The following is a 21448-nucleotide window of genomic DNA, read 5'->3' as shown; positions in this document are numbered from 1 at the left end:
AGCTATGTGGAGCCCGAATGCGCGTGACGTTGGCGGACTTCCGACGCGGTACGGCGTACCGACACGGGCGCGGGCTCTGCTCCGCAGTGAGTGTATCGACGCCGACGGCCTGCCTGCGTTCGAGCAGGTGGACGCCGGGCTGGTGCTCGATCTGCGGTCTGATTGGGAGTTGAGGCAACCACATCCGCTGGGCGGAGATTCGGTCTACCAGCGGATCCCGTGGATCGACCCGGCGGCCGAAGCGACTCGTGATCCGGCCGCCGAGCCGCGGCTGGTCGACGTCTATCGCAACAGCCTGGTCCGGAACGCGGCGCACATCGGCAGGATCTTCACCGCGATCGCCGCGGCGCCGGCGAACCAGCCGGTCGTCGTGCATTGCAAGGCGGGCAAGGATCGGACCGGGCTGACGGTTGCGCTGCTGCTCGACCTCGTCGGCGTACCCCGATCGGACATTGCCGCGGACTACGCGATCAGCGAGACGAACCTCGGTCTGGAGGATGCGCCGGCCTTCTCGCGGTCGCATCCGGACACGATCCTCGGGTCGCTCTCGTACGTCGACGAGCGCTTCGGCGGGGTCCGCGGGTACCTCGCGTGGCTCGGGCTGAGCGAGACGCAGATCCACCGGCTCGCGACGCGGCTGGTGCCGACGGACGTGCAGGCGATCGTGTTCGACTTCGACGGTCTGCTGATGGACACCGAGACGACGATGGTCGAGAGCTGGCAGACCGAGTGGGCGTACCACGGTCTCGAGCTGGACCTCGACGGCTTCTGGCCGGGACACGGCGGCGACGTCAGCGAGGACCGGTACGCCGTCCTCGCAGCAGCCGTCGGGAGTGGGTTCGACCGCGCCGAGAGTCATGCGCGCAGGCTCGCCCATCGGGACCGGATGCACGCCGAGCTCGACTTCCGGCCGGGGATCCGGGATTGGATCTCGTCGGCGCGGAAGCTGGGGCTCCGGGTCGCCATCGCCAGCAGTTCGCCGCGGAGCTGGGTGGTCGGTCACCTGGAGCGGGTCGATGCGGTCAACCTGTTCAACGAGATCGTCACCGGCGACGAGGTCGCCACTCACAAGCCCGATCCGGCGATCTACCAGCTCGCCTTGGAGCGGGTCGGCGTACCTGCCATCGCTGTCGAGGACACCCCGCATGGCGTGGCGGCAGCGCAGGCGGCCGGGATGTACGCGGTCGCCGTACCGAATCCGTTCGTCACGAAGGCCGCGGTGGCAGCGGCCGACCTGGTTCTGAGCAGCGCCGACGAGCTATCACTCAGCGACCTGCTTCTTTCGGCCGGCTCGAGAAGCTAGACGACAGACAGCGGCAGGAGCTTCTTGCCCGTCGGGCCGATCTGGATCTCGGTGCCCATCTGCGGACAGACGCCACAGTCGAAGCACGGGGTCCAGCGGCAGTCCTCGACCTCGATCGCGCCGTCCTCTTCGAGGGAGTCCTGCCAGTCCTCCCACAACCAGTCCCGGTCCAGGCCCGAGTCGAGGTGGTCCCACGGCAGTACTTCGGCGTACTCGCGCTCGCGCGTCGTGTACCAGGCGAGGTCGACCGGCTCGTCGGCGAGCGCCTGCTCGCAGGCCGAGACCCAGCGGTCGTACGAGAAGTGCTCGCTCCAGCCGTCGAACCGGCCGCCGTCGCGCCAGACCGCCTCGATCACCCGGCCGACGCGGCGGTCGCCCCGGGACAGCAGGCCCTCGATGATGCCGGGCTTGCCGTCGTGGTACCGGAAGCCGATCGCCTTGGCGTAGTTCTTGTCGGACCGGATCGCCGCGGCGAGCTTGGACAGCCGCGCGTCGGTCTCCTCGGCGCCGAGCTGGGACGCCCACTGGAACGGCGTGTGCGGCTTCGGCACGAACCCGCCGATCGACACCGTGCACCGGATGTCGCGCCGGCCGGACGCCTCGCGGCCGGTCGCGATGACCTTCTTCGCCAGGTCCGCGATCGCGAGCACGTCCTCGTCGGTCTCGGTCGGCAGCCCGCACATGAAGTAGAGCTTCACCTGCCGCCAGCCGTGGCTGTACGCCGCTGCGACCGTGCGGATCAGGTCCTCCTCGGTGACCATCTTGTTGATCACCTTGCGCATCCGGTCCGAGCCGCCCTCGGGCGCGAACGTCAGCCCGCTGCGCCGGCCGTTGCGGGAGAACTCGTTGGCCAGCGTGATGTTGAACGCGTCGACCCTTGTCGAAGGCAACGACAGCGAGACGTTGCTGCCCTCGTACCGGTCGCCGAGGCCCTTCGCGACGTCGGCGATCTCGCTGTGGTCGGCGCTCGAGAGACTCAGCAGGCCGACCTCTTCGAACCCGGTCTGCTTCAGGCCGTTGTCGACCATGTCGCCGATCGTGGTGATGCTGCGCTCACGCACCGGCCGGGTGATCATGCCCGCCTGGCAGAACCGGCAGCCGCGGGTGCAGCCGCGGAAGATCTCCACCGAGAAGCGTTCGTGCACGGTCTCGGCCAGCGGGACCAGCGGCTTCTTCGGGTACGGCCAGGCGTCGAGGTCCATGACCGTGTGCTTCGCCGTCCGGAACGGAACGCCTTGGCGGTTCGGGGTGACGCGCTGGATCCGGCCGTCGGCAAGGTACTCGACGGTGAAGAACTTCGGGATGTAGACGCCGCCCGACTTCGCCAGCCGCAGCAGCACCTCGTCGCGCCCGCCCGGACGGCCCTCGTCCTTCCACTCCCGGATCACCTCGGAGATCGCGAGCACGATCTCCTCGCCGTCACCGAGCACCGCGGCGTCGATGAAGTCCGCGATCGGCTCCGGATTGAACGCGGCATGCCCGCCCGCGAGCACGATCGGGTCCTCGTCGGTGCGGTCGACCGCGTGCAACGGGATGCCCGCGAGGTCGAGCGCGGTCAGCATGTTCGTGTACCCGAGCTCGGTCGAGAACGACAGGCCGAAGACGTCGAACGCCTTGACTGGACGGTGCGAGTCCAGCGTGAACTGCGGGATCGCGTTGTCCCGCATGATCTGCTCCATATCGGGCCAGACGGAGTACGTCCGCTCGGCCAGGATGTGGTCGCGCTCGTTCAGCACTTCGTACAGGATCTGCACGCCCTGGTTGGGCAGGCCCACCTCGTACGCGTCCGGATACATCAGCGCCCACCGCACGCTGACCGCATCCCACTCCTTGCTGACCGAGTTCAGCTCACCTCCGACGTACTGGATCGGCTTCTGCACACTCGGCAGCAACGCCTCCAGGCGCGGGAACAGCGATTCGACAGTCATGGCAACTTCCAGTCAGCGGTTCAGAGCGCCTACCAGCCTAACGCCGAGCCCGCCGTACGCCGGAATCGCGCTCAGGCGAGATGGGCGAGGAGTAGCGGGTTGATGACGTCGGGGTGGGAGTAGGTGACCAGGTGGGCGGCCTTCTCGACGATCTCGAGGTGGGCGCCGGGGATCTCGGAGGCGAGCGGTACGACGGTTTCCGGCGGGACGGACTGGTCCGAGTCGGTGGTGATCAGGAGGACCGGGGCGGTGATGTCCTTCAGGCCGGGGAGGAGGTTCAACGCGCTGATCGCCTCGCAGCAGGCGGCGTAGCCCTCGTCGGGGCAGTCGAGCAGCATCCGGCGGACGGGCTCGAGGTCCTCCTCGAAGTCGGGCAGGAACCAGCGGCCGAGGGTGGCGTCGGCGACGGCCTGGGTGCCTTCGGCGCGGACCTGGGCGGCACGGTCGATCCACGGCTGGGGGTTGGCCGCGGTGTTGGACGGCGGGCAGATCGCCACCAGGCGGTGGATCCGCTCGGGCGCGTGCTGGGCCAGCCAGAGACCGACCGATCCGCCGAGCGAGATTCCGACGTACGACGCCTGCTCGACCTCGAGGGTGTCGAGCAGTTCGACAACATCGCCTCCGAGGTCGTCGATCGTGTACGGCCCGGGCGGTACTTCGGACTTCCCGTGACCGCGGTGGTCGAAAGCCACCACACGGTACCGCTTGGACAGGGCATCCAGCTGCGGCGCCCACATCGCCTGCGTCGCCCCGAGCGACGAACCCAGCAGGACAACCGGTGCGTCGGCGGGACCTGTCGCCTCGTAGTTGAGTCGCATGTTCCCACCATACGGACGCCCGCAGTCACGGACCGATTCCTTTTGGCGTGCCGACCGGTCGATACCCACAGACGAGTCAGACACTTCAGCGAAAGGCCGCCATGACCGACTTCAGTGTGTTCCTGCCCACCGGATTCACCGGCGATCTCGCCGGCCTCGATCCGGCCGACGCATTCCGCCGGATCACGGCAGTGACACAGGTCGCCGACGAGCTCGGCTTCCACGCGGTGTACGTCCCCGACCACGTGCATCCGATCCCACCCTCGCAGGCTCCGGTGTTCGAGGCCTGGACGATGATCACAGCACTCGCGGCCGCCACCGACCGGATCCGGCTCGGCCCGCTGGTGACCTCGAACAGCTACCGCAATCCCGCCCTCCAGGCGAAGATCGCGTCCACGATCGATGTCGTCAGCAACGGCCGGCTGATCTTCGGAATCGGCGCCGGCTGGTACGAGCCGGACTACCTCGGGTACGGGTACGAGTTCGGCACGGCCGGCGAGCGGTTGCGACGGCTGGACGAGGCCGTGCAACTGATCCGCCGGTTCTGGACGGAGGAATCGGTCGACTTCGAGGGGAAGTACTACCGGGCCGCCGGCGGACTCAACCAGCCGAAGGGAATCCAGCAACCGCACATCCCGATCCTGGTCGCGGGCGGCGGCGAGCAGAAGACCCTGCGGACGGTCGCGCGATGGGCTGACGCCTCGAACGTGATGGACTCGCCGGAGGTTCTGCGCCGCAAGTACGACGTACTGCGCAAGCACTGCGCCGATGTCGGCCGCCCGTACGACGACATCCGGCGAACGGTCACCACGTCGTACATCCTGGGCACGTCGGACGCCGAAGCCCGCTCCAGGATCCCGGCAGGCGCCGAGTTCGCGTTCCCCGGCGACCTCGGCTCCTACGGCCTGATCGGGACAGCACCGACGATCCGGCAACGGATCGCCGCGTTCGAGGACGCCGGAGCCCAGGAACTCATCGTCGGCTTCGAGAACGGCCTGGACCCGGACGAACTGCGCCGCTTCGCCGACCTCTGCTTCTGAGCCGCCTACCGCTAGAGGGCCTACCGGTAGGGCGGGCCTACCGGTAGAGCGGGCCTACCGGTAGAGCGGGCCTACCGGTAGAGCGGTAAGGCGCCGGTCAGGGAGTCGACGGCGGAGCGCGGACCGTAGAGGGCGAGCCCGAGGTACTCGATGTCTTCGGGCTTGGTTCCGCTGAGGGTCGTCGACATCTGCTCGTAGGTGCGCGCGCGTTGAGCGATCTGGTGCATGTCGTGCACGGTGACCTCGTCCCGGGCCGCCGCCTGCGTGTGGAGGTCGTGCAGTTGCTCGGCGGATGCTCGCAGTACGGGAATCGGGTGGGCGCACATCCCGGCATGCGGTGCGCCCGAGGCGTCCGCGGTGTCCGGGCCGACCACGTCGTCGTGATGGTGGCCGAGGCCGACCCCGAGCAGGGCGGCGGTGTTCAAGGCGACGCCGACCGGCGCCTCGGCCGCGATCACCACGACCATTTTGTTCGTCATCACGACGACAAAGCTAGCCAGGTGCACGGCGTCGTACTCGGTCATCCGAACATCGTTCGGCGGATCTGCGAAACTTCCTGTCATGGACGAACTTGATACGGCGCTCCTGCGGATGCTGCAGAACGACGCTCGGCGGACCAACCGGGACATGGCCGCCGAGCTCGGCATCGCGCCGTCGACGTGCCTGGAGCGGATCCGCGGGCTGCGCGACCGAGGGGTGATCCGCGGGTATCGCGCGGAGGTGGATCTGCAGGCGATCGACCGGTCCACCCAGGCGATCATCTCGATCAAGCTCCGTCCCCAGGCGATGGCGGTCGCGACTGCGTTCCAGGACTACGTGATGCAGCTCCCGCAGACCCTGGACATGTTCATGGTCTCCGGCGCCTCGGACTTCCTCGCCCACGTCGCCGTCAAGGACACCCAGGCGCTCCGCGACCTTGTCCTCGCACTGGCCAAACGCCAGGAGATCGCCGACATCCGCAGCTCGGTCGTCTTCGAACACCACCGCCGCACCACGATCATGCCGCTCACCGCCGGGGACTGAGCTCACGAACGCTCGAGGACCGACAGCTTGGCCGGACTCGCGACGACCCGGATGCCGGCGATCTGCCCAGCATCGACGTCCAGCACCAGGACATGGCGTCTGCCGTTGAGCTGAACGTCCAGCGCCGGACCGGTGACCAGGTCGAGCGGTACGACGCTCAGCGCGGGACGACCGTAGACATGGGTGAAGAACTGCGCCACCTTGGCGCGTCCGACCACCGGCTTGCGTGCTGCGCGGCGAACGCCGCCGCCGTCGGTCCACGAGGTGACCGACTCCTTCAGCATCGCCTCGAGGCGGATCAGGTCGCCGTCGCGGGCAGCGGCGACGAAGTCGAGCAGGAGCCGCCGCTGCTCCTCGGTGGAGGGTTCGAACCGCGATCGGTCCCGGTCGAGCGCGTGGACAGCCCGCCGGTGGAGTTGGCGGCAGTCGTCCGGCGTACGGTCCAGGATCTGCGCGATCTCGTCGTACGGGAGCGTGAAGGCGGTGCGCAGGACGTAGACAGCGCGCTGCGGCGGAGTGAGTCGCTCCATCAGGTGCAGCAGCGCCATCGACAGGTCTTCGAGTTCCAGCGCGTCCGACCGGACCGGCTCCGGGAGCCATTCGCCGACGTAGGTCTCGCGGCGCGCCTGCCTGGTTCGCAGTACGTCGATGGACAGCCGCGTCACCACTCGGGTCAGGTAACGACGCGGCTCGGCCACATCGCTGCGGTCGGCGGCCGACCAGCGGACGTACGCGTCCTGCAGCACGTCCTCGGCGTCGTGCCAGCTGCCCAGCAGCCGGTACGCGAGGCCGGCGAGCATGCCGCGCGCGGACTCGAAATCCTGCAGGATCAACCGGCCAGTTCCGGCTGTCTCCGGGTCGCGACGTTCAGACGGGTCCACAAGTTGATGGTGCCAATCGCGAGCAGCACATTCGCAGCCCCCTCCTGACCGAAGTACTCCACCACCGCGTCCCACACGTCATCGGGTACGCCGTGAGGCTCGAGCACCGTGACCGCATCGGTCAGCGCCAGCGCGGCACGCTCACGCTCGTCGTAGAACGAGGACTCGCGCCAGGCCGCCAGTCCGAAGAGGCGCTGGCTGCTCTCGCCCTCCTTCAACGCGTCCGTCGTGTGCATGTCGAGGCAGAACGCGCACCTATTGAGCATCGACGCCCTGACCTTGATCAGGTGCAGCAACGTCTGGTCCAGAACGCCCTGCACGTAGTTCTCCACGCCATACACGGCCCGGAAGCCGGCCGGCGAGACCTTGCTGAAACTCATCCGCTCTTCCATGCCAACACGACGGTGGCACGCGACGCCGACGTGACAACGACCGGTGTGACACCGGTCACGCGGACTTGAGGACCTGCCGGGCCTTGGTGACGGCGGCCTCGGTCGCCGGCTCCAGCTCGCCGCCCTGGCCGGCGAGCACGCCGACGGAGAGGATCACGTCGTCCACGCCGGTGACGACCGCCGTGTACTCGAGGCCGCGCTTGGGCCCGCTGGTGCCGGTCAGTTGGAACGCGAAAGGCTTCGTGCCGTACGACGGGGCGGTGATCTTCTCGACCTTCATCGAGGTGTTGCCGGAGCCCTCGGTCTTCAGCGTCACCTTGGTGCAGGAGTCGACGGCTTTCGCGTACGAGTCGCGCAGGTCGTCGACCTCGGCGGCAGTGCCCATCGAGTCGAGGCCGTAGTCGATGTAGGGACCTTCCTGGCCGCCGGTGAAAGTGCGGGTGACGCTCGCCTTCGACCCGGGAGCCTTGGTGGCGTTCAGGTATTTGACCAGGGTCTTGCAGCGGCTGCTCGGCGACGAGAACGGCTTCGAGCCGTCGTCGGCTTCGTCCTTCTCCTGCGAGAACCCGCTCGGCAGGTCGTTGAGCTCGAGCAGCGCCTTGGTCAGCTCGTCGGCCGTCCGCGTCACCGGGGCGGTCGACGTCGGCTCCGCGGCGCTGGGGGTCGAGCTCGGCACCGGTGTGCTGACCGGCGTACCGGCGTCCTTCTTGTCGTCATCCCCACCGCAGGCGGTGAGCGACAGCGTCAGGGCGGTGGCAAGCGCGAGCGGGAACGACACGTACCTGGTCATGGCGACATCCGAACTCTAGGCGGCGGCCAGCAGCGTATCTGACGTGTCAGGTCCGGCCGTCAGTACCTGTGGGAGCGGAGGTGGATGTTCTGCAGCAGGCCGACCGCGAGCAGGCAGGCGAACATCGAGGAGCCGCCGTACGACACGAACGGCAGCGGGAGACCGGTGACCGGCATGATGCCGAGCGTCATGCCGATGTTCTCGAACGCCTGGAACGCGAACCAGCAGACGATCCCGGTCGCGACCAGCCGGCCGAACGCGTCCCGCGCGTTGATCGCGATCCGCAGCCCACGGAACAGGATGATCGCGAACAGCACGATGATCGCGCCGGCGCCGATCAGCCCGAGCTCCTCCCCCGCGACCGTGAAGACGAAGTCGGTGTGTTGCTCGGGGACGAAGGCGTTCTGGGTCTGACCGCCGTGGAACAGGCCCTGCCCGAAGACGCCGCCGTTCCCGATCGCGATCCGGGCCTGGTTCACGTTGTAGCCGATGCCCTGCGGATCCGAGGACGGGTGCGCGAACGCGATGAAGCGGGAGATCTGGTACTGCTTCAGGATGTGCAGCTTGATCGCGACGGCCGCGACGAGCACGCCCGCGGTGAGCAGAGCGAGCATCCACCGTTTCGGCACGCCGGACACCGCGATGATCCCGAACACGATCGAGCCGAGCACCATCACCGTGCCGAGGTCGGGCTGCAGCATCACCAGGATCACCGGCACCGCGGCGACCGCGACGGCCTGCGCGACGTCGACGGTCCGGGCGTTCTCGTGGCGGTCGGTCTCGCTCTTCTCCGCGATCAGCAGCGCCATCCCGACGATCACCGCGAGTTTGGCGAACTCGCTCGGCTGGATCGACATGAACGGCAACTGGATCCACGACCGCGATCCGTTGATCGTCGAGCCGACGCCGGGCACCAGGACCAGGATCAGTCCGACGATCGAGGCGGCGTACAGCAGCGGGGCGAGGATGCGGACCCGGCGATGATCGGTGACAGCGGCGCCGATCGCGAGGACCAGGCCGATCGCGAAGTTCAGCGCGTGCCGGACCAGGAACGCGTACTGGTTGCCGTCGGTCAGCGAGGTCCGGTTGTGGGTGGCGGACCAGATCAGCATCGCGCCGAGGAACGACAGCGCGACGACGCTGAGCACGAGGACCCAGTCCACCTGCCACACGGTCGAGCGCCGGTCCATCCGCGATCGCATCCGGATCGGAGTCAGGAGTGCCATCTGCGCCCCCTCACTGCTTCGGCTTCTCTTGCCCGGGCGGCGGCGCCGGCTTGATGTTGTACAGCGTCTCGTAGATCTTGCGGACCGCGTCACCACCGGCGCCCGAACCGGTACCGGCCTGGCTGATCATCATCACCACGGCGTACTGATCGGTGTACGACGCGAGCCAGGAGGTCGTCTGCTTGCCGTAGACCTCGGCCGTCCCGGTCTTGGCGCGGACCGGGATCTTGTCGAGCGGGAAGCCCTGGAACTTCCAGGCCGCGGTGCCGCTGACCGTGGTCTGCTTCAGCGCGGTGTCGATGTACTTCAGGGTGTTCTTCGCGACCGGGAGCTTCGATTTCACCACCGGCTTGATCTCGTGCGGCTTGCCGTTCGCGCCGACCCACGACTGGACGACGCGCGGCTCGAAGAGGGTGCCGCCGTTCGACAGGGCGGAGTACACGGTGGCGAGCTGCAGCGGGGTGACGGTGGTGTCGCCCTGGCCGATCGCGAAGTTCACCGCGTCACCGGCGCGGTACTTGTACCCGTCGACGCAGAACTCGCGGGCGAACTGCTTGAGGAAGGCTGACGTGCCGGCCGGCGGGTTGGCCGACAGCTTGCAGTAGTAGTCCTTCATCGAGTCGTAGTACGTCTTCTTCCACTGCCGGTCCGCGATCCGGCCGCTCGTCTCGCCGGGCAGGTCAATGCCGGTCGGCTTGCCGAGGCCGAACTTCTTCGCCATCTCGACCAGCGGGTCGTACGTGCTGATGTCGCTGGAGTTGCCGCCCTCCTTCAGCCAGAGCGCATACGCGATCCGGTAGAAGAACGTGTCGCAGGACAGCGCCAGCGCCTGGTCGAAGCCGATCATCCCGTACGACGCGGACTCGTAGTTCTTGAAGCGGCGGTTGCCGACCTCGAAGTACGACGAGCAGTCGAGGCGCGTCTTCGGGCTGTACCCGGCGCCCAGCGCGGCCGAGGTGGTGATCGGCTTGAACGTCGACCCCGGCGCCAGCTGGGCCTGCAGCGCGCGGGAGACCAACGGCGTGCCGGACTTGGTCGAGTACAACGCGTCGAGCTCGCGCTGGGTGATACCGCCGACCCAGACGCCCGGGTCGTAGGTCGGGTAGCTGGCCATCGCGACGACCCGGCCGGTCTTGGTGTCCATGACCACCGCGGCACCGGAGTCGGCGACGTACTTCTTGTGGGTGACCGGGTCGGTCTGCTTGCGCGCGGTCATGATCGCGTTCTTCAGCTGACTCTCGACCGAGGCCTGGATCCGTGCGTCGATCGTGGTGACCAGCGTCGCGCCCGGGACCGGCGCGGTCTGCTTCTGGATGCCGGTGGTGTACCCGACAGCGTCGACGATCACGTCCTTCTCGCCGGGCGTGCCGCGCAACAGCTTGTCGTACGAGCGCTCGACACCGGCGCGACCGACCAGGTCGGACCGGTGCGGGACCGAGTCCTGTCCGGCCTTGTCCATGTCCTCGAGCTCTTCGGTCGTGATCGGCGACAGGTACCCGAGGATGTGCGCCGCGTTCACCTTGAACGGCTCGGGGTAGGCGCGGAGGGTCTGTGAGTCGGCGGCGATCCCGGGGAAGTCCTCGCGGCGCTCCATCACGTCGATCGCGACCTGCTCGCTGACGTCCTTCGCGACCGGGATCGGCTGGTACGGCGTGCCGTTCCAGCAGGCGGGTGGTTTGGACGCGCCGGGCTCGCCGCACAGCATCGTGCGGGCCTTGAGGTCCGCGGGCTTCTGGCCGAGCACCTTCGCCAGGCGGATCAGGACGACGTTCTGCTGGCTGTCCGGGAGCTTGGCGAGCACCGACCGGTCGACAGTGATCACCAGCGAGACCCGGTTGCCGACAAGGGTCCGGCCCTGGGAGTCGACGATCGTGCCGCGTGGGGCCGGGATCAGGACCTGGCGGATGTGTTGCTGCGTCGCCGCCTGCGAGTAGTCGGCGCTCGACATCACCTGCATGTACCAGAGCCGGCCGAACAGCGTGCACAGCAAGGAGAAGACCAGCACCCCGATCACGAACAACCGCAACCGTGCCTTCAACGGCGCCTCGAAGCCGTCCCAGCTCATCCACGTCCTCGCTTCGCTCCGGGCGCGGATGAGGCACGAGACGCGCTGTGCTTGATGATGAACTCGCTTCGCTCGTTCATGGCACGACTCGACGCTCGCGGGCGGGTTGGACGCGGCCCATGATCCACATGACCAGCGGTATCACCACGATCGCGCCGACTACGTCGTACCCGGCGGCGATGCCGAGGCGGACGCCGAACTCGCCCCAGTCGACCGACGGGTCGTGCAGCAGCGAGCCGGTCGCGCTGTAGATGAAGAACGAGATCGCCGTCCCGAGCACGACCGTCAGCGCAACACCCAGCGGACCGACCGGCCCGCTCGAGGTCTCACGACGGATCAGGCCGGCGACATACCCTGCGATGGCCAGCGACAGCGCCCAGCGGCCGGCGGTGTGGTCCGCCGGCGGCACGATGTCCAGCAGCAGGCCGCCGACGAATCCGGCGATCGCACCCCACTCCGGCCCGCGGGACAGCGCGAGCGCGATCACCACGATCAGCGTGAGGTCACATGTCACCCCGGCGACCGCGATGTTGCTCAGCACGGAGGTCTGCACGGTCACGGCCACCATCAGGAAGAGGGCAGCCAGGCCGATGCGTAGTGCGATCACGGTGTCAGTTCCCCTTCCCTGGTAGGTGTCCTCGTGGTGGGCGGGCGGGTGGTCCGGTGACCACGCCGACGGTGTCGATCCGGGTCGGGTCGACGTACGGCTTGATGGTTGCGGTGGATCCGAGGGAGCCTTCGTTCGGCGTCACGGAGGTGACGACGCCGATCGGGACCCCCGGCACGTACGGCGCGTTGCCGCTCGAGCCCCAGGTGACGATCCGGTCCCCGACCTTGGGCCGGGCCTTCGGGTCGACGAGCTTGTAGTCGAGGGTGCCGGCCACATCGCCGCGTCCGGAGACGAAGCCGAGCGCCATCGACGAGTTCAGCCGACCGCCGACGGTCGAGTTGCGGTCGCCGATCAGCAGCACGGTCGCGGTCCCCGTGGTGGTGCGCACCACCCGGCCGACCAGACCGGTCCCGTTCATCACGGTCATGTCGGTGCGCACACCGTCCGCCGTCCCGGCGTCGATCGTGACCGTGTGGCTGAACGTCTGTGCCCCACCGATCCCGATCACCCGGGCCGGCGTCATCGTGTACGCCGGCGCGACCTTGAGCAGCTTGTCCAACTCCTGCGCCCGGTTGCGGGCGTAGTCGGAGGTGTTCAGCTCCCGGGTCAGATTCTCGTTGTCCTGCTTGAGTTTTTCGTTCTCTGCTTTCAACCTATCCATTTCCGCGAACCGGTCGCGGAGGTCGTCCACAGGCTGCCGGGCCGAACTCGCGGTCGACTCGAGCGGGCCGAACACACCGGCCGCGGCCTCCCGCAGCGGCTCGACCGGCGAACCGGCCGAGCGGCGGGCATCGAGCACGATCAGCGTGAAACAAGCCAGGATCACCAGCGCGAGCACACTCCGGCGGCGACGGACCTGCCGCGGCATGCCGGTCGCGCGGAGCGGTGCGCCTGCCGAGCGGATCGCGCTGCGGGCCGGGGTACCGAGGTCTTTGAGCATCGGGTGGTACCTCAGCGCCGGTTGTCGGTGACCAGGATGCGGTTGAGGGTCTCGATGTTGTCCACGCACTTGCCGGCGCCGAGGACGACGGCGTCGAGCGGATTCTCCGCGACGTGGATCGGGATGCCGGTCTCGTGCCGCAGCCGCTCGTCCATCCCCTTGAGCAGCGCGCCGCCGCCGGTCAGCACGATGCCGCGGTCGACGATGTCGCCGGCCAGCTCCGGCGGAGTCTTGTCCAGGGTCGCCTTGACCGCGTCGACGATCGCGGTGATCGGCTCCTCGATCGCCTGGCGCATGTCGGCCGAGGAGACCTTCACCGTCCGCGGCAGGCCGGAGATCATGTCGCGGCCGCGGATCTCGCTGTCCGGACCGTCGGTGGTCGGGAACGCCGACCCGATCGTCATCTTGATCTGCTCCGAGGTCGCCTCGCCGAGCAGCAGCGAGAACTCCTTCTTGCAGTAGTTCACGATCGCCTTGTCGATGGCGTCGCCGGCCACCCGGATCGACTGGCTGGTGACGATGCCGCCGAACGAGATGACCGCGACCTCCGTCGTACCGCCGCCGATGTCGACGACCATGTTGCCGGTGGCGTCGCGGACCTCGAGGTTCGAGCCGAGCGCGGCGGCCATCGGCTCCTCGATGATGTAGACCTTGCGGGCGCCGGCCATGTACCCGGCGTCGCGGACCGCGCGCTGCTCTACCGCGGTGATGCCGGACGGGACGCAGACCACGATCCGGGGCTTGGCGAAGTACCGCCGGCGGTGCACGCGCTGGATGAAGTACCGCAGCATCTGCTCGGCTGCGTCGAAGTCGGCGATCACGCCGTCCTTGAGCGGCCGGATCGCGGTGATGTTGCCCGGAGTCCGGCCGATCATCTTCTTGGCCTCGTGACCGAACGCGACCGCTTCCCGCGGGTCGTCCGTCCGGGTCGCGACCACGGACGGCTCGTTCAGCACGACGCCCCGCCCACGCACGTACACCAGGGTGTTCGCCGTTCCGAGGTCGACCGCCATGTCGCGGCCGAGCATGCTGTTCGCCACCGCGGCACCTCCCACTCGACCCCAACCCAGGCTAAGCGCCGCCCGCGCAAAGCCCGTGGACCGACACGACCGGTCCGCCCGGCACGTATCGTATCCGCTCACTCACCACCTGTCCGCACTGGCCTCCGGCGCGAACGGCCTTGCGATCAAGGCAGGTCGGGGAACCAGATCTTGATCTCGCGGCTCGCGGACTCCTCGGAGTCGGAGCCGTGGACGAGATTCTCGCGGTTCGACAGCGAGAAGTCGCCGCGGATGGTGCCGGGCGCGGCCTTGCGGCCGTCGGTGGCGCCGTTCAGGGCGCGGATGACCTCGATCGCCTCGTCGCCCTCGAGCACCATCGCGACCAGCGGGCCGCTGGTGACGAAATCGCGCAGCGGCGGGTAGAAGGCCTTCTCGACGTGCTCGGCGTAGTGCTGGTCGGCCAGCTCGGCGTCGATCGTACGCAGCTCCATCGCGACGATCCGGAGTCCCTTGGCCTCGAACCGGCCGAGCACCTCACCGATCAGGCCGCGGCGAACCGTGTCGGGCTTCAGCAGGACCAGGGTGCGCTGCGACATCTGTCAACTCTCTCTCGAACTAGGGTGGGCGGCCGAGCCTAATCCCTCGTGGGCTTTCTTGGCCTCTTCGATGCGGCGGCCGAGCACGATCGCGGCGACCCAGAAGGCCGCGAACGCCACGCCGAGGACGAACATCACCGAGACGACGAAGCCGAGTCCGACCGCGCCCACCTGGACCACCGAGCCGAGCACGTAGCCGACCTGGAACCGCAGCAGGCCGGCCGCGACGATCGCGAGCACCGCAAGACCGAGGCAGACCGGTACGGCGACCGCCGGCCGGACGTCGGCGACCGAGATCATCACCGGCGTGACCAGGGCGAGCACGATCGACTCGAACCCGAGCACGATCGAGGCGAGCGACCTCATGACTGCTCGCCCTTGGGCTTGCGGACCAGCAGCGAGCGGGCCTCGCCGGCGGTGATGACGGAGCCGGTGATCAGCACGCCGCCGCTGCCGAGCGCGACCGCGTTCTCCTCGGCCAGCCGGATCGCGTCGTCGATCGCGTCGATCAGGTGCGGCCGGACCAGCACGCGCTCCTCACCGAACACCTCGGCCGCCAGCTCGCCCAGTTCCTCGGCCGGCATCGAGCGCTCGACGAAGCTGTTACGGGTGCAGACGACCGTTTCCATGATCGGTTCGTACGCCTCCAGGACGCCGTACACATCCTTGTCCTTCATGCAGCCGAGGACGCCGATCAGCGGCTCGAACTGGAACGCCTCCGAGACCGTCGCCGCGGTCGCCTCGGCCCCGTGCGGGTTGTGGGCGGCGTCGACGATGACCGTCGGGCTCTGCCGGACGACCTCCATCCGGCCCGGGCTGGTGACATTGGCGAAGCCGGCCTGCAGCAGCTCGGTGGTGACGCGGCCGTCCGACTCCGGGCTGGCGCCGAGCAGCGCCTCGACCGCGGCGACCGCGGTGGCGGCGTTGTGCGCCTGGTACTCGCCGTGCAGCGGCAGGTACAGCTCGTCGTACTCGCCGCCGAGACCCTTCACCGAGATCACCTGGCCGCCGACCGCGAGCGTGCGGCTGACGACACCGAACTCGATCCCCTCGCGGGCGACCTGCGAGCCGACTTCGGCGGCCCGGCGGAGCAGGACCTCGAAGACCTCCAGGCTCTGCTGCGACATCACCGTCGTACCGCCGGTCTTGATGATCCCGGCCTTCTCGCCGGCGATCGTGACCGGATCCGCGCCGAGGATGTGCGCATGGTCGACCGCGATCGGCGTGATCACCGAGACCGTCCCGTCGGCGACGTTGGTCGAGTCCCAGGACCCGCCCAGGCCGACCTCGATCACCGCGACGTCGACGGGTGCGTCCGCGAACACGGCGTACGCCATGCCGGTCATCACCTCGAAGAACGTGAGCGGGTGCTCCTGCTCGGCGTCGACGACGTCCAGGTACGGCGCGATCTCGGCGTACGCCTCGACGAAGCGCTCCTCGCTGATCGGCTCGCCGTCCAGCGTGATCCGCTCGCGCACCGACTCCAGGTGCGGGCTGGTGAACCGGCCGGTCCGCAGCCCCGCTTCGCGCAACAGAGTGTCGATCATCCGGGCCGTGGACGTCTTGCCGTTGGTCCCCGTCAGGTGCACCACCGGGTAGGCCTTCTGGGGGTCGCCGAGCAGCTCGACGAGCCGCCGAACCCGGTCCAGGGAAGGCTCGATCTTGTGCTCCGGCCAGCGCGCCTGGAGCAGGGCCGACACGTCGGCGTAAGAGAGGTCACTCATCAGAACGCCAAGTCTAGGTGGGGGCTGTGGATAAGCGTTCGGAGCACCCCTTGACAACCACTACGATTGTGCGCATGAGCCAGACGTCCCGTGTTCCAGACAAGCCCACCCTCGAAGGCCTCGAGGAGAAGTGGGCTGCTGTATGGAAGGAGCAGCAGACCTACGCCTTCGACCGCACCGCGGAGCGGGCCGACGTGTTCTCGATCGACACGCCGCCGCCGACGGTCTCCGGGTCGCTGCACGTCGGGCACATCTTCAGCTACACCCACACCGACCTGGTCGCGCGGTTCCAGCGGATGCGCGGGAAGAAGGTCTTCTACCCGATCGGGTGGGACGACAACGGTCTGCCGACCGAGCGCCGGGTCCAGAACTACTACGGCGTCAAGTGCGACCCCTCCATGCCGTACGACCCGGATTTCACCCCGCCGGCCAAGCCGGACCCGAAGAAGCAGATCCCGATCGCCCGGCAGAACTTCGTCGAGCTGTGCGGTGAGCTCACCCACATCGACGAGCAGGCGTTCGAGTCGATGTGGCGGACGGTCGGTCTGAGTGTCGACTGGGACCACCTCTACACGACGATCTCCGAGGACTCCCGGCGTACGTCGCAGCGCGCCTTCCTGCGGAACTTCGCCCGCGGCGAGGCGTATCTGGCCGAGGCGCCGACGGTCTGGGACGTCACGTTCCAGACGGCGGTCGCGCAGGCCGAGATGGAGGCCCGGCCGTATCCGGGCGCCTACCACCGGATCGCGTACCACGGCGCCGACGGCCCCATCTACATCGAGACCACCCGGCCCGAGCTGATCCCGGCCTGTGTCGCGCTGGTCGCCCACCCCGACGACGACCGGTACAAGCACTTGTTCGGGACGACCGCGAAGTCGCCGCTGTTCGGCGTCGAGGTCCCGATCCTCGCCCACCCGGCCGCCGAGATGGACAAGGGCGCCGGCATCGCGATGTGCTGCACCTTCGGCGATCAGACCGACATCCAGTGGTGGCGCGAGCTGCAGCTGCCGGTCCGGACCGTCATCGGCCGCGACGGCCGGTTCCTGCGCGAGACCCCGGCCTGGCTCGAGGACTCCGCCGAGCTGTACGGCGAGCTGGCCGGCAAGACCGTCTTCAGCGCCCGCGAGCTGATCGTCCAGAAGCTGCGCGAGAGCGGCGAGCTGGACGGCGAGCCGAAGCCCACCGAGCGGATGGCGAACTTCTACGAGAACGGCGACAAGCCGCTCGAGATCGTCTCCACCCGGCAGTGGTACATCACCAACGGCGGCCGCGACGAGGCGCTCAAGCAGGAGTTCATCGAGCGCGGCGAGGAGCTCGCCTGGGTCCCGGAGCACATGCGCCACCGCTACCTGAACTGGGTCGAGGGGCTGAACGGCGACTGGCTGATCTCCCGCCAGCGGTACTTCGGCGTCCCGTTCCCGGTCTGGTATCCGCTGGACGCCGACGGCGAGCCCGATTACGCGCACCCGCTGATGCCGTCCGAGGCCGAGCTGCCGATCGACCCGACCTCACAGGCACCGCGGGGGTACGACGAGTCCCAGCGCGGCAAGCCGGGTGGGTTCGAGGCCGACCCCGATGTGATGGACACCTGGGCGACGTCGTCGCTCACTCCGCATATCGCCTGCGGCTGGGAGCGCGACGACGACCTGTTCCGGCGTACGTTCCCGATGGACCTGAACACGCACGCGCACGAGATCATCCGGACCTGGTTGTTCTCCCGCGTCGTCCGGGCCCACTTCGAGAACGGCACGCTGCCGTGGGCGCGGTCGATGATCTCCGGGTTCGTCGTCGACCCGGACCGGAAGAAGATGTCGAAGTCCAAGGGCAACGCGGTCGTCCCGACCGAGATCCTGGACAAGTTCGGCGCGGACGCGGTCCGGTGGCGCGCGGCGATGGCCCGTCCGGGGATGGACTCGCCGTTCGACGAGTCGCAGATGAAGGTCGGTCGGCGGCTCGCGATCAAGGTCCTGAACGCGTCGAAGTTCGTTCTCGGGTTCGGCGCGACGACGGTCGACACGTCCGCGGTCACCGAGCCGGTCGACCTGGCGATGCTGCAGCAGCTGCGGTCGATCGTCGCGGAGGCCACGGCGGCCTTCGAGCGGTTCGACTACACCGGCGCGCTGGAGGTCAGCGAGCGGTTCTTCTGGACGTTCTGCGACGACTATGTCGAGCTGGTCAAGGAGCGGGCGTACGGCGGTCAGGGTGACGCCGCGGCAGCTTCCGCGAAGGCGGCGCTCGCGGTCGCGTTGTCGGTCCAGCTGCGGCTGCTCGCGCCGTACCTGCCGTTCGCGACCGAGGAGGTCTGGTCGTGGTGGCAGGAGGGTTCGATCCACCTGACCAGCTGGCCGCAGCCGGATGTCGATCTCGCGGTTGCCGCGCAGGAGCCTGAGGTTCTGGACGCGGTCTCGGAGGTTCTGGCGGGGATCCGCGGGGCGAAGTCCGAGGCGCAGGTCTCGATGAAGACCGAGGTCAGCAAGGTCGAGGTCACCGGTCCGGCCGCGCGGCTGGAGCTGGCCGAGCGGGCCGAGCCGGACCTGCGGGCCGCGGGCCGGATCACCGGGGAGATCGTCTGGCACGCCGACGACTCCGACGCGGTGAAGGTCGTCGCAGCGCTCTGAGCACGATCCCGGTGCCCGTCTCCTGCTGGAGGCGGGCACCGGTGCTTGTCGCGGAACGACTACCCTGCGAGACCGGTTTGTGCTGATGTGGAAGCATCGGGTCCGAACCCCGTGACCGAACGTCCGAGGAGCCAACGCATGAGCGACCCCACCACCCCGGCGGATCCGAGGCCGACGGAGGAGGCCGTCACCACGGCCGACGCCGGCGCGGACACCGCCGAGCTGGCCGCCGTCCCCGCCGCGGCAGAGAAACCCGCTGGGACCGTGAACGCTGATGGGGCCGAGAAGTCCGCTGGGACCACGAACTCTCCTGGCACCGAGAAGCCTGCTGCGACCACGAAGCCTGCTGGCACCGAGAAGTCCGCTGGGGTCGAGACGTCTGCTGGGGCCGCGGAGGGTGTTGGGGAAGTGCCTGGGGATACGAAGGTTGATGTCGCGGCCGAGCAGACCAAGAAGCAGTGGTGGCGGCGGATCAAGCTGCGGGGGCCGTGGCTCACGGTCGGCGCGGCGGTCGTCATCCTCATCGCGCTGGCGTTGCTCGGGTACATCTGGGGTCTCGGGCCACTCAACCGGCTGAACACCGAGCGTGGGATCACCCCGCCGGCAAAGCTGGCCGGGCTCGACCGGATCACCGACGCGAATATCCGCGGCCAGTTGCAGCTGGACCAGACGCGCGAGGCGCTGAGCCGGATCAACAACGGCAAGCAGGCCACGGTCGAGGCGTACGGGACCATCGACGGCAACCGGATGTTCGTGATCATCGCGCTGCGCGGCAAGGTCGACATCGACAAGACAGTCGCCGACTCCGGCGCGACCCCGGACAAGATCAAGAAGATCGGCAGCTCCACCTGCGTCGAGTCGTCCGGCAACCTGCCGACCCAGTGCTACCGCGGCTCCAACACCCTCACCGTCATCGCCCAGTCCGCGAACGAAGGCGTGAAGGTCGACCAGGTCGAGCCGGTCGCCGAAGAAGCCTTCAAAGCCATGCGCTGAGCCGCGCTGACAGGCGCTGACAGACGCTGACTCAGGCCAGCAGTCCCGCGATCAGGATCATCACCGGGATCGACAGCACCGTGCTCAGCAGGACGGCACTCCGCGCGAGCGTCCGGCTGCTCCGGTAATGCACGGCGTACACATAGACGTTCTGCGCGGTCGGTAGCGCAGCCAGCAGCGTCGGCGCGAGCAACGCCGTACCGTGCAGGTCGAGGACCCACCGCGCGATCACGTACGCCGTCAGCGGCTGGACGAACGTCTTCAACGCCACCGCGAGTACGACGTCGCGCCGCAAGGTGATCGAGTCCTTCGTCCCCGCACTCAGGCTCAACCCATAAGCGATCAACGCAACCGGCACGGCCGCGGCGGCGACCAGGTCGATCGGCCGCATCACGACGTCCGGCAATCGCACGCCCAGCAGCGAAAACAGCAACCCGAGCAACGAGGCCACAGTCAGCGGATTGCGGAACGGCCGCGTCAGGATGGTCCGCAGCGACACCCGCCGCCCGCTCCCCTGCCGATCATGGTCCAGGACGGCGAACGCGATCGGCGCCATGATCACGACCTGGAACAAGACGATGGGTGCGACCAACGCACCGTTCCCCAGCACGTAGGCCGCGACCGGTACGCCGAGGTTCCCGGCGTTCACGTACGACGACGCGAGTACGCCGATCGTCGCCTCGGACCGCGTGCGCCGCCAGATCGCGGCCGCGACGACGAGGAACACGACCTGGACCACGAACAGACTCAGCAGGTTGGTGACCAGCACGACCGAGAAGATCGCGCGTAGATCGGCCCGCGCGACCGTCGTGAACAGCAACGCCGGCGTCGCGACGAAGAACGCCAGCCGGGACAGGACGAGCTCGTCCTGCGAACGCAGTACGCCGAGAAGGCCGACGACGTACCCGAGCACGGCGACCGCGACCAGCGCGCCGAAGGCACCGACGACGGCGGACATCTCAGGAACTCAGCAGCTTCGGCACGCTGTGATCGTATAGGAAACCGTTCTCCACCACGCTGGGCAGCTCACCGCTTGGTATCGCTGCGGCAGCTGGTGATGATGCCGGCCATGGTGGCGCTGAACTGCTCCCGATCCGCCGGGCTCAGGTCGGCCATCAGTCCGTTGAGCGCCTCACCGACGTCGGCATGGAACGCCTTCGCAGCCCGGCGGCCCGCCTCGGTGAGATTGACCTGGAGCGCCCGCCGGTTGCCGGGAACCGCGGAACGCTCCGCCAGACCACGCTTCTCGGCCCGATCCATCAGCCCGGTGAGCGCCGCCTTCTCGACGCCGAAGCACGCCGCCAACTCGGCCATTCCGCGCGGGCCGCCGAGCAGCACGCACAGCAGCTTGGCCTGAACGGGCGTCAGGTCGTGCCGGTCGGAGACGCGCGCGTAGATGCCCTGCACCAGCCCGCTCAGCTGGATCAGATTCCCGGCCGCGTCCAACTGATCGAGCGGCGCGATCTCCGTCTCACTCACCCCACCACGGTACAGGGCATG

At 68.4% G+C, this 21448-nt stretch carries 21 protein-coding genes; 5 read left to right on the top strand and 16 right to left on the bottom strand.

The features are described 5' to 3' along the window. The first annotated feature begins 4 nt into the window (after window positions 1-4). Window positions 5-1303, top strand: a complete 1299-nt coding sequence (locus tag EV653_RS01145; protein WP_166679260.1) for an HAD-IA family hydrolase — start codon at window positions 5-7, stop codon at window positions 1301-1303. Here the strand turns inward: EV653_RS01145 and EV653_RS01140 are convergent. Beyond that, entirely contained in the window at window positions 1300-3231 is a 1932-nt protein-coding gene (locus EV653_RS01140) for a TIGR03960 family B12-binding radical SAM protein (RefSeq protein WP_134097066.1), read from the bottom strand. The two genes, EV653_RS01145 and EV653_RS01140, sit on opposite strands and share 4 nt — an antisense overlap. 71 nt (window positions 3232-3302) lie before the next feature. Then, window positions 3303-4049, bottom strand: a complete 747-nt coding sequence (pcaD, locus tag EV653_RS01135; protein ID WP_134097064.1) for a 3-oxoadipate enol-lactonase — start codon at window positions 4047-4049, stop codon at window positions 3303-3305. Window positions 4050-4150: 101 nt separating this feature from the next. On the opposite strand from pcaD, the gene EV653_RS01130 reads away from it, so the two are divergent. Continuing rightward, window positions 4151-5089, top strand: a complete 939-nt coding sequence (locus EV653_RS01130; RefSeq protein ID WP_134097062.1) for an LLM class F420-dependent oxidoreductase — start codon at window positions 4151-4153, stop codon at window positions 5087-5089. A 71-nt stretch (window positions 5090-5160) separates the two neighbouring features. Here EV653_RS01130 and EV653_RS01125 read toward each other — a convergent pair whose 3' ends face one another. Beyond that, a complete protein-coding gene (locus tag EV653_RS01125) occupies window positions 5161-5613 on the bottom strand; it encodes a DUF2000 domain-containing protein (RefSeq protein ID WP_166679259.1) in 453 nt (150 codons plus the stop codon). Between the two features lie 37 nt (window positions 5614-5650). Here EV653_RS01125 and EV653_RS01120 point away from each other — a divergent pair, with 37 nt between their 5' ends. Then, a complete protein-coding gene (locus EV653_RS01120; RefSeq protein WP_134097058.1) occupies window positions 5651-6112 on the top strand; it encodes an Lrp/AsnC family transcriptional regulator in 462 nt (153 codons plus the stop codon). A gap of 2 nt (window positions 6113-6114) precedes the next feature. On the opposite strand, the gene EV653_RS01115 is transcribed toward EV653_RS01120, so the two are convergent. The 11 genes from EV653_RS01115 to EV653_RS01065 all read right to left on the bottom strand — a co-directional run bounded on the left by EV653_RS01115 (window position 6115) and on the right by EV653_RS01065 (window position 16337). Continuing rightward, a complete protein-coding gene (locus tag EV653_RS01115; RefSeq protein ID WP_202871443.1) occupies window positions 6115-6993 on the bottom strand; it encodes a sigma-70 family RNA polymerase sigma factor in 879 nt (292 codons plus the stop codon). Beyond that, complete coding sequence (locus EV653_RS01110) at window positions 6942-7373, bottom strand: carboxymuconolactone decarboxylase family protein (protein WP_134097056.1); 432 nt, start codon at window positions 7371-7373, stop codon at window positions 6942-6944. The genes EV653_RS01115 and EV653_RS01110 overlap by 52 nt, the downstream gene beginning before the upstream one ends. A gap of 67 nt (window positions 7374-7440) precedes the next feature. Continuing rightward, on the bottom strand, window positions 7441-8175 hold the full coding sequence (locus tag EV653_RS01105) for a hypothetical protein (RefSeq protein ID WP_134097054.1): 735 nt from the start codon (window positions 8173-8175) through the stop codon (window positions 7441-7443). Between the two features lie 59 nt (window positions 8176-8234). Beyond that, window positions 8235-9401 (bottom strand): rod shape-determining protein RodA, encoded by a 1167-nt coding sequence (gene rodA / locus EV653_RS01100; protein ID WP_134097052.1) that lies wholly within the window; start codon window positions 9399-9401, stop codon window positions 8235-8237. A gap of 10 nt (window positions 9402-9411) precedes the next feature. After that, on the bottom strand, window positions 9412-11466 hold the full coding sequence (mrdA, locus tag EV653_RS01095) for a penicillin-binding protein 2 (protein WP_134097050.1): 2055 nt from the start codon (window positions 11464-11466) through the stop codon (window positions 9412-9414). A 76-nt stretch (window positions 11467-11542) separates the two neighbouring features. Continuing rightward, window positions 11543-12073, bottom strand: a complete 531-nt coding sequence (mreD, locus tag EV653_RS01090; RefSeq protein ID WP_134097048.1) for a rod shape-determining protein MreD — start codon at window positions 12071-12073, stop codon at window positions 11543-11545. Between the two features lie 4 nt (window positions 12074-12077). Continuing rightward, window positions 12078-13016 carry a rod shape-determining protein MreC gene (gene mreC, locus EV653_RS01085; RefSeq protein ID WP_134097045.1) on the bottom strand — a complete coding sequence of 313 codons (939 nt, stop codon included), beginning with the start codon at window positions 13014-13016 and terminating at the stop codon, window positions 12078-12080. 11 nt (window positions 13017-13027) lie between these two features. Next, window positions 13028-14056 (bottom strand): rod shape-determining protein, encoded by a 1029-nt coding sequence (locus tag EV653_RS01080; protein ID WP_441294967.1) that lies wholly within the window; start codon window positions 14054-14056, stop codon window positions 13028-13030. Between the two features lie 146 nt (window positions 14057-14202). After that, window positions 14203-14613 (bottom strand): nucleoside-diphosphate kinase, encoded by a 411-nt coding sequence (gene ndk, locus EV653_RS01075; RefSeq protein ID WP_134097044.1) that lies wholly within the window; start codon window positions 14611-14613, stop codon window positions 14203-14205. A 3-nt stretch (window positions 14614-14616) separates the two neighbouring features. Next, on the bottom strand, window positions 14617-14979 hold the full coding sequence (locus tag EV653_RS01070; RefSeq protein ID WP_134097042.1) for a DUF4233 domain-containing protein: 363 nt from the start codon (window positions 14977-14979) through the stop codon (window positions 14617-14619). Continuing rightward, window positions 14976-16337, bottom strand: a complete 1362-nt coding sequence (locus tag EV653_RS01065) for a bifunctional folylpolyglutamate synthase/dihydrofolate synthase (RefSeq protein ID WP_134097040.1) — start codon at window positions 16335-16337, stop codon at window positions 14976-14978. The genes EV653_RS01070 and EV653_RS01065 overlap by 4 nt, the downstream gene beginning before the upstream one ends. 74 nt (window positions 16338-16411) lie before the next feature. Here EV653_RS01065 and valS point away from each other — a divergent pair, with 74 nt between their 5' ends. Both valS and EV653_RS41940 read left to right on the top strand, forming a co-directional pair. After that, the gene (valS, locus tag EV653_RS01060; RefSeq protein ID WP_134097038.1) at window positions 16412-18955 is read left to right on the top strand and encodes a valine--tRNA ligase; all 2544 of its coding nucleotides are present in this window, start codon (window positions 16412-16414) and stop codon (window positions 18953-18955) included. Window positions 18956-19093: 138 nt separating this feature from the next. Next, a complete protein-coding gene (locus EV653_RS41940) occupies window positions 19094-19948 on the top strand; it encodes a hypothetical protein (protein ID WP_238159491.1) in 855 nt (284 codons plus the stop codon). Window positions 19949-19979: 31 nt separating this feature from the next. Here the strand turns inward: EV653_RS41940 and EV653_RS01050 are convergent, their stop codons facing one another. Together EV653_RS01050 and EV653_RS01045 are read right to left on the bottom strand one after the other, a co-directional pair. Then, complete coding sequence (locus tag EV653_RS01050; RefSeq protein ID WP_134097036.1) at window positions 19980-20906, bottom strand: AEC family transporter; 927 nt, start codon at window positions 20904-20906, stop codon at window positions 19980-19982. Between the two features lie 68 nt (window positions 20907-20974). Beyond that, the gene (locus EV653_RS01045; protein WP_166679258.1) at window positions 20975-21427 is read right to left on the bottom strand and encodes a MarR family winged helix-turn-helix transcriptional regulator; all 453 of its coding nucleotides are present in this window, start codon (window positions 21425-21427) and stop codon (window positions 20975-20977) included. Window positions 21428-21448: the final 21 nt, after the last annotated feature.

The sequence above is a fragment of the Kribbella pratensis genome (assembly GCF_004365355.1).
GTDB lineage: Bacteria > Actinomycetota > Actinomycetes > Propionibacteriales > Kribbellaceae > Kribbella.
Note: the sequence above shows the minus strand (reverse complement) of the source record. Positions and strands in the feature narration are given on the sequence as shown.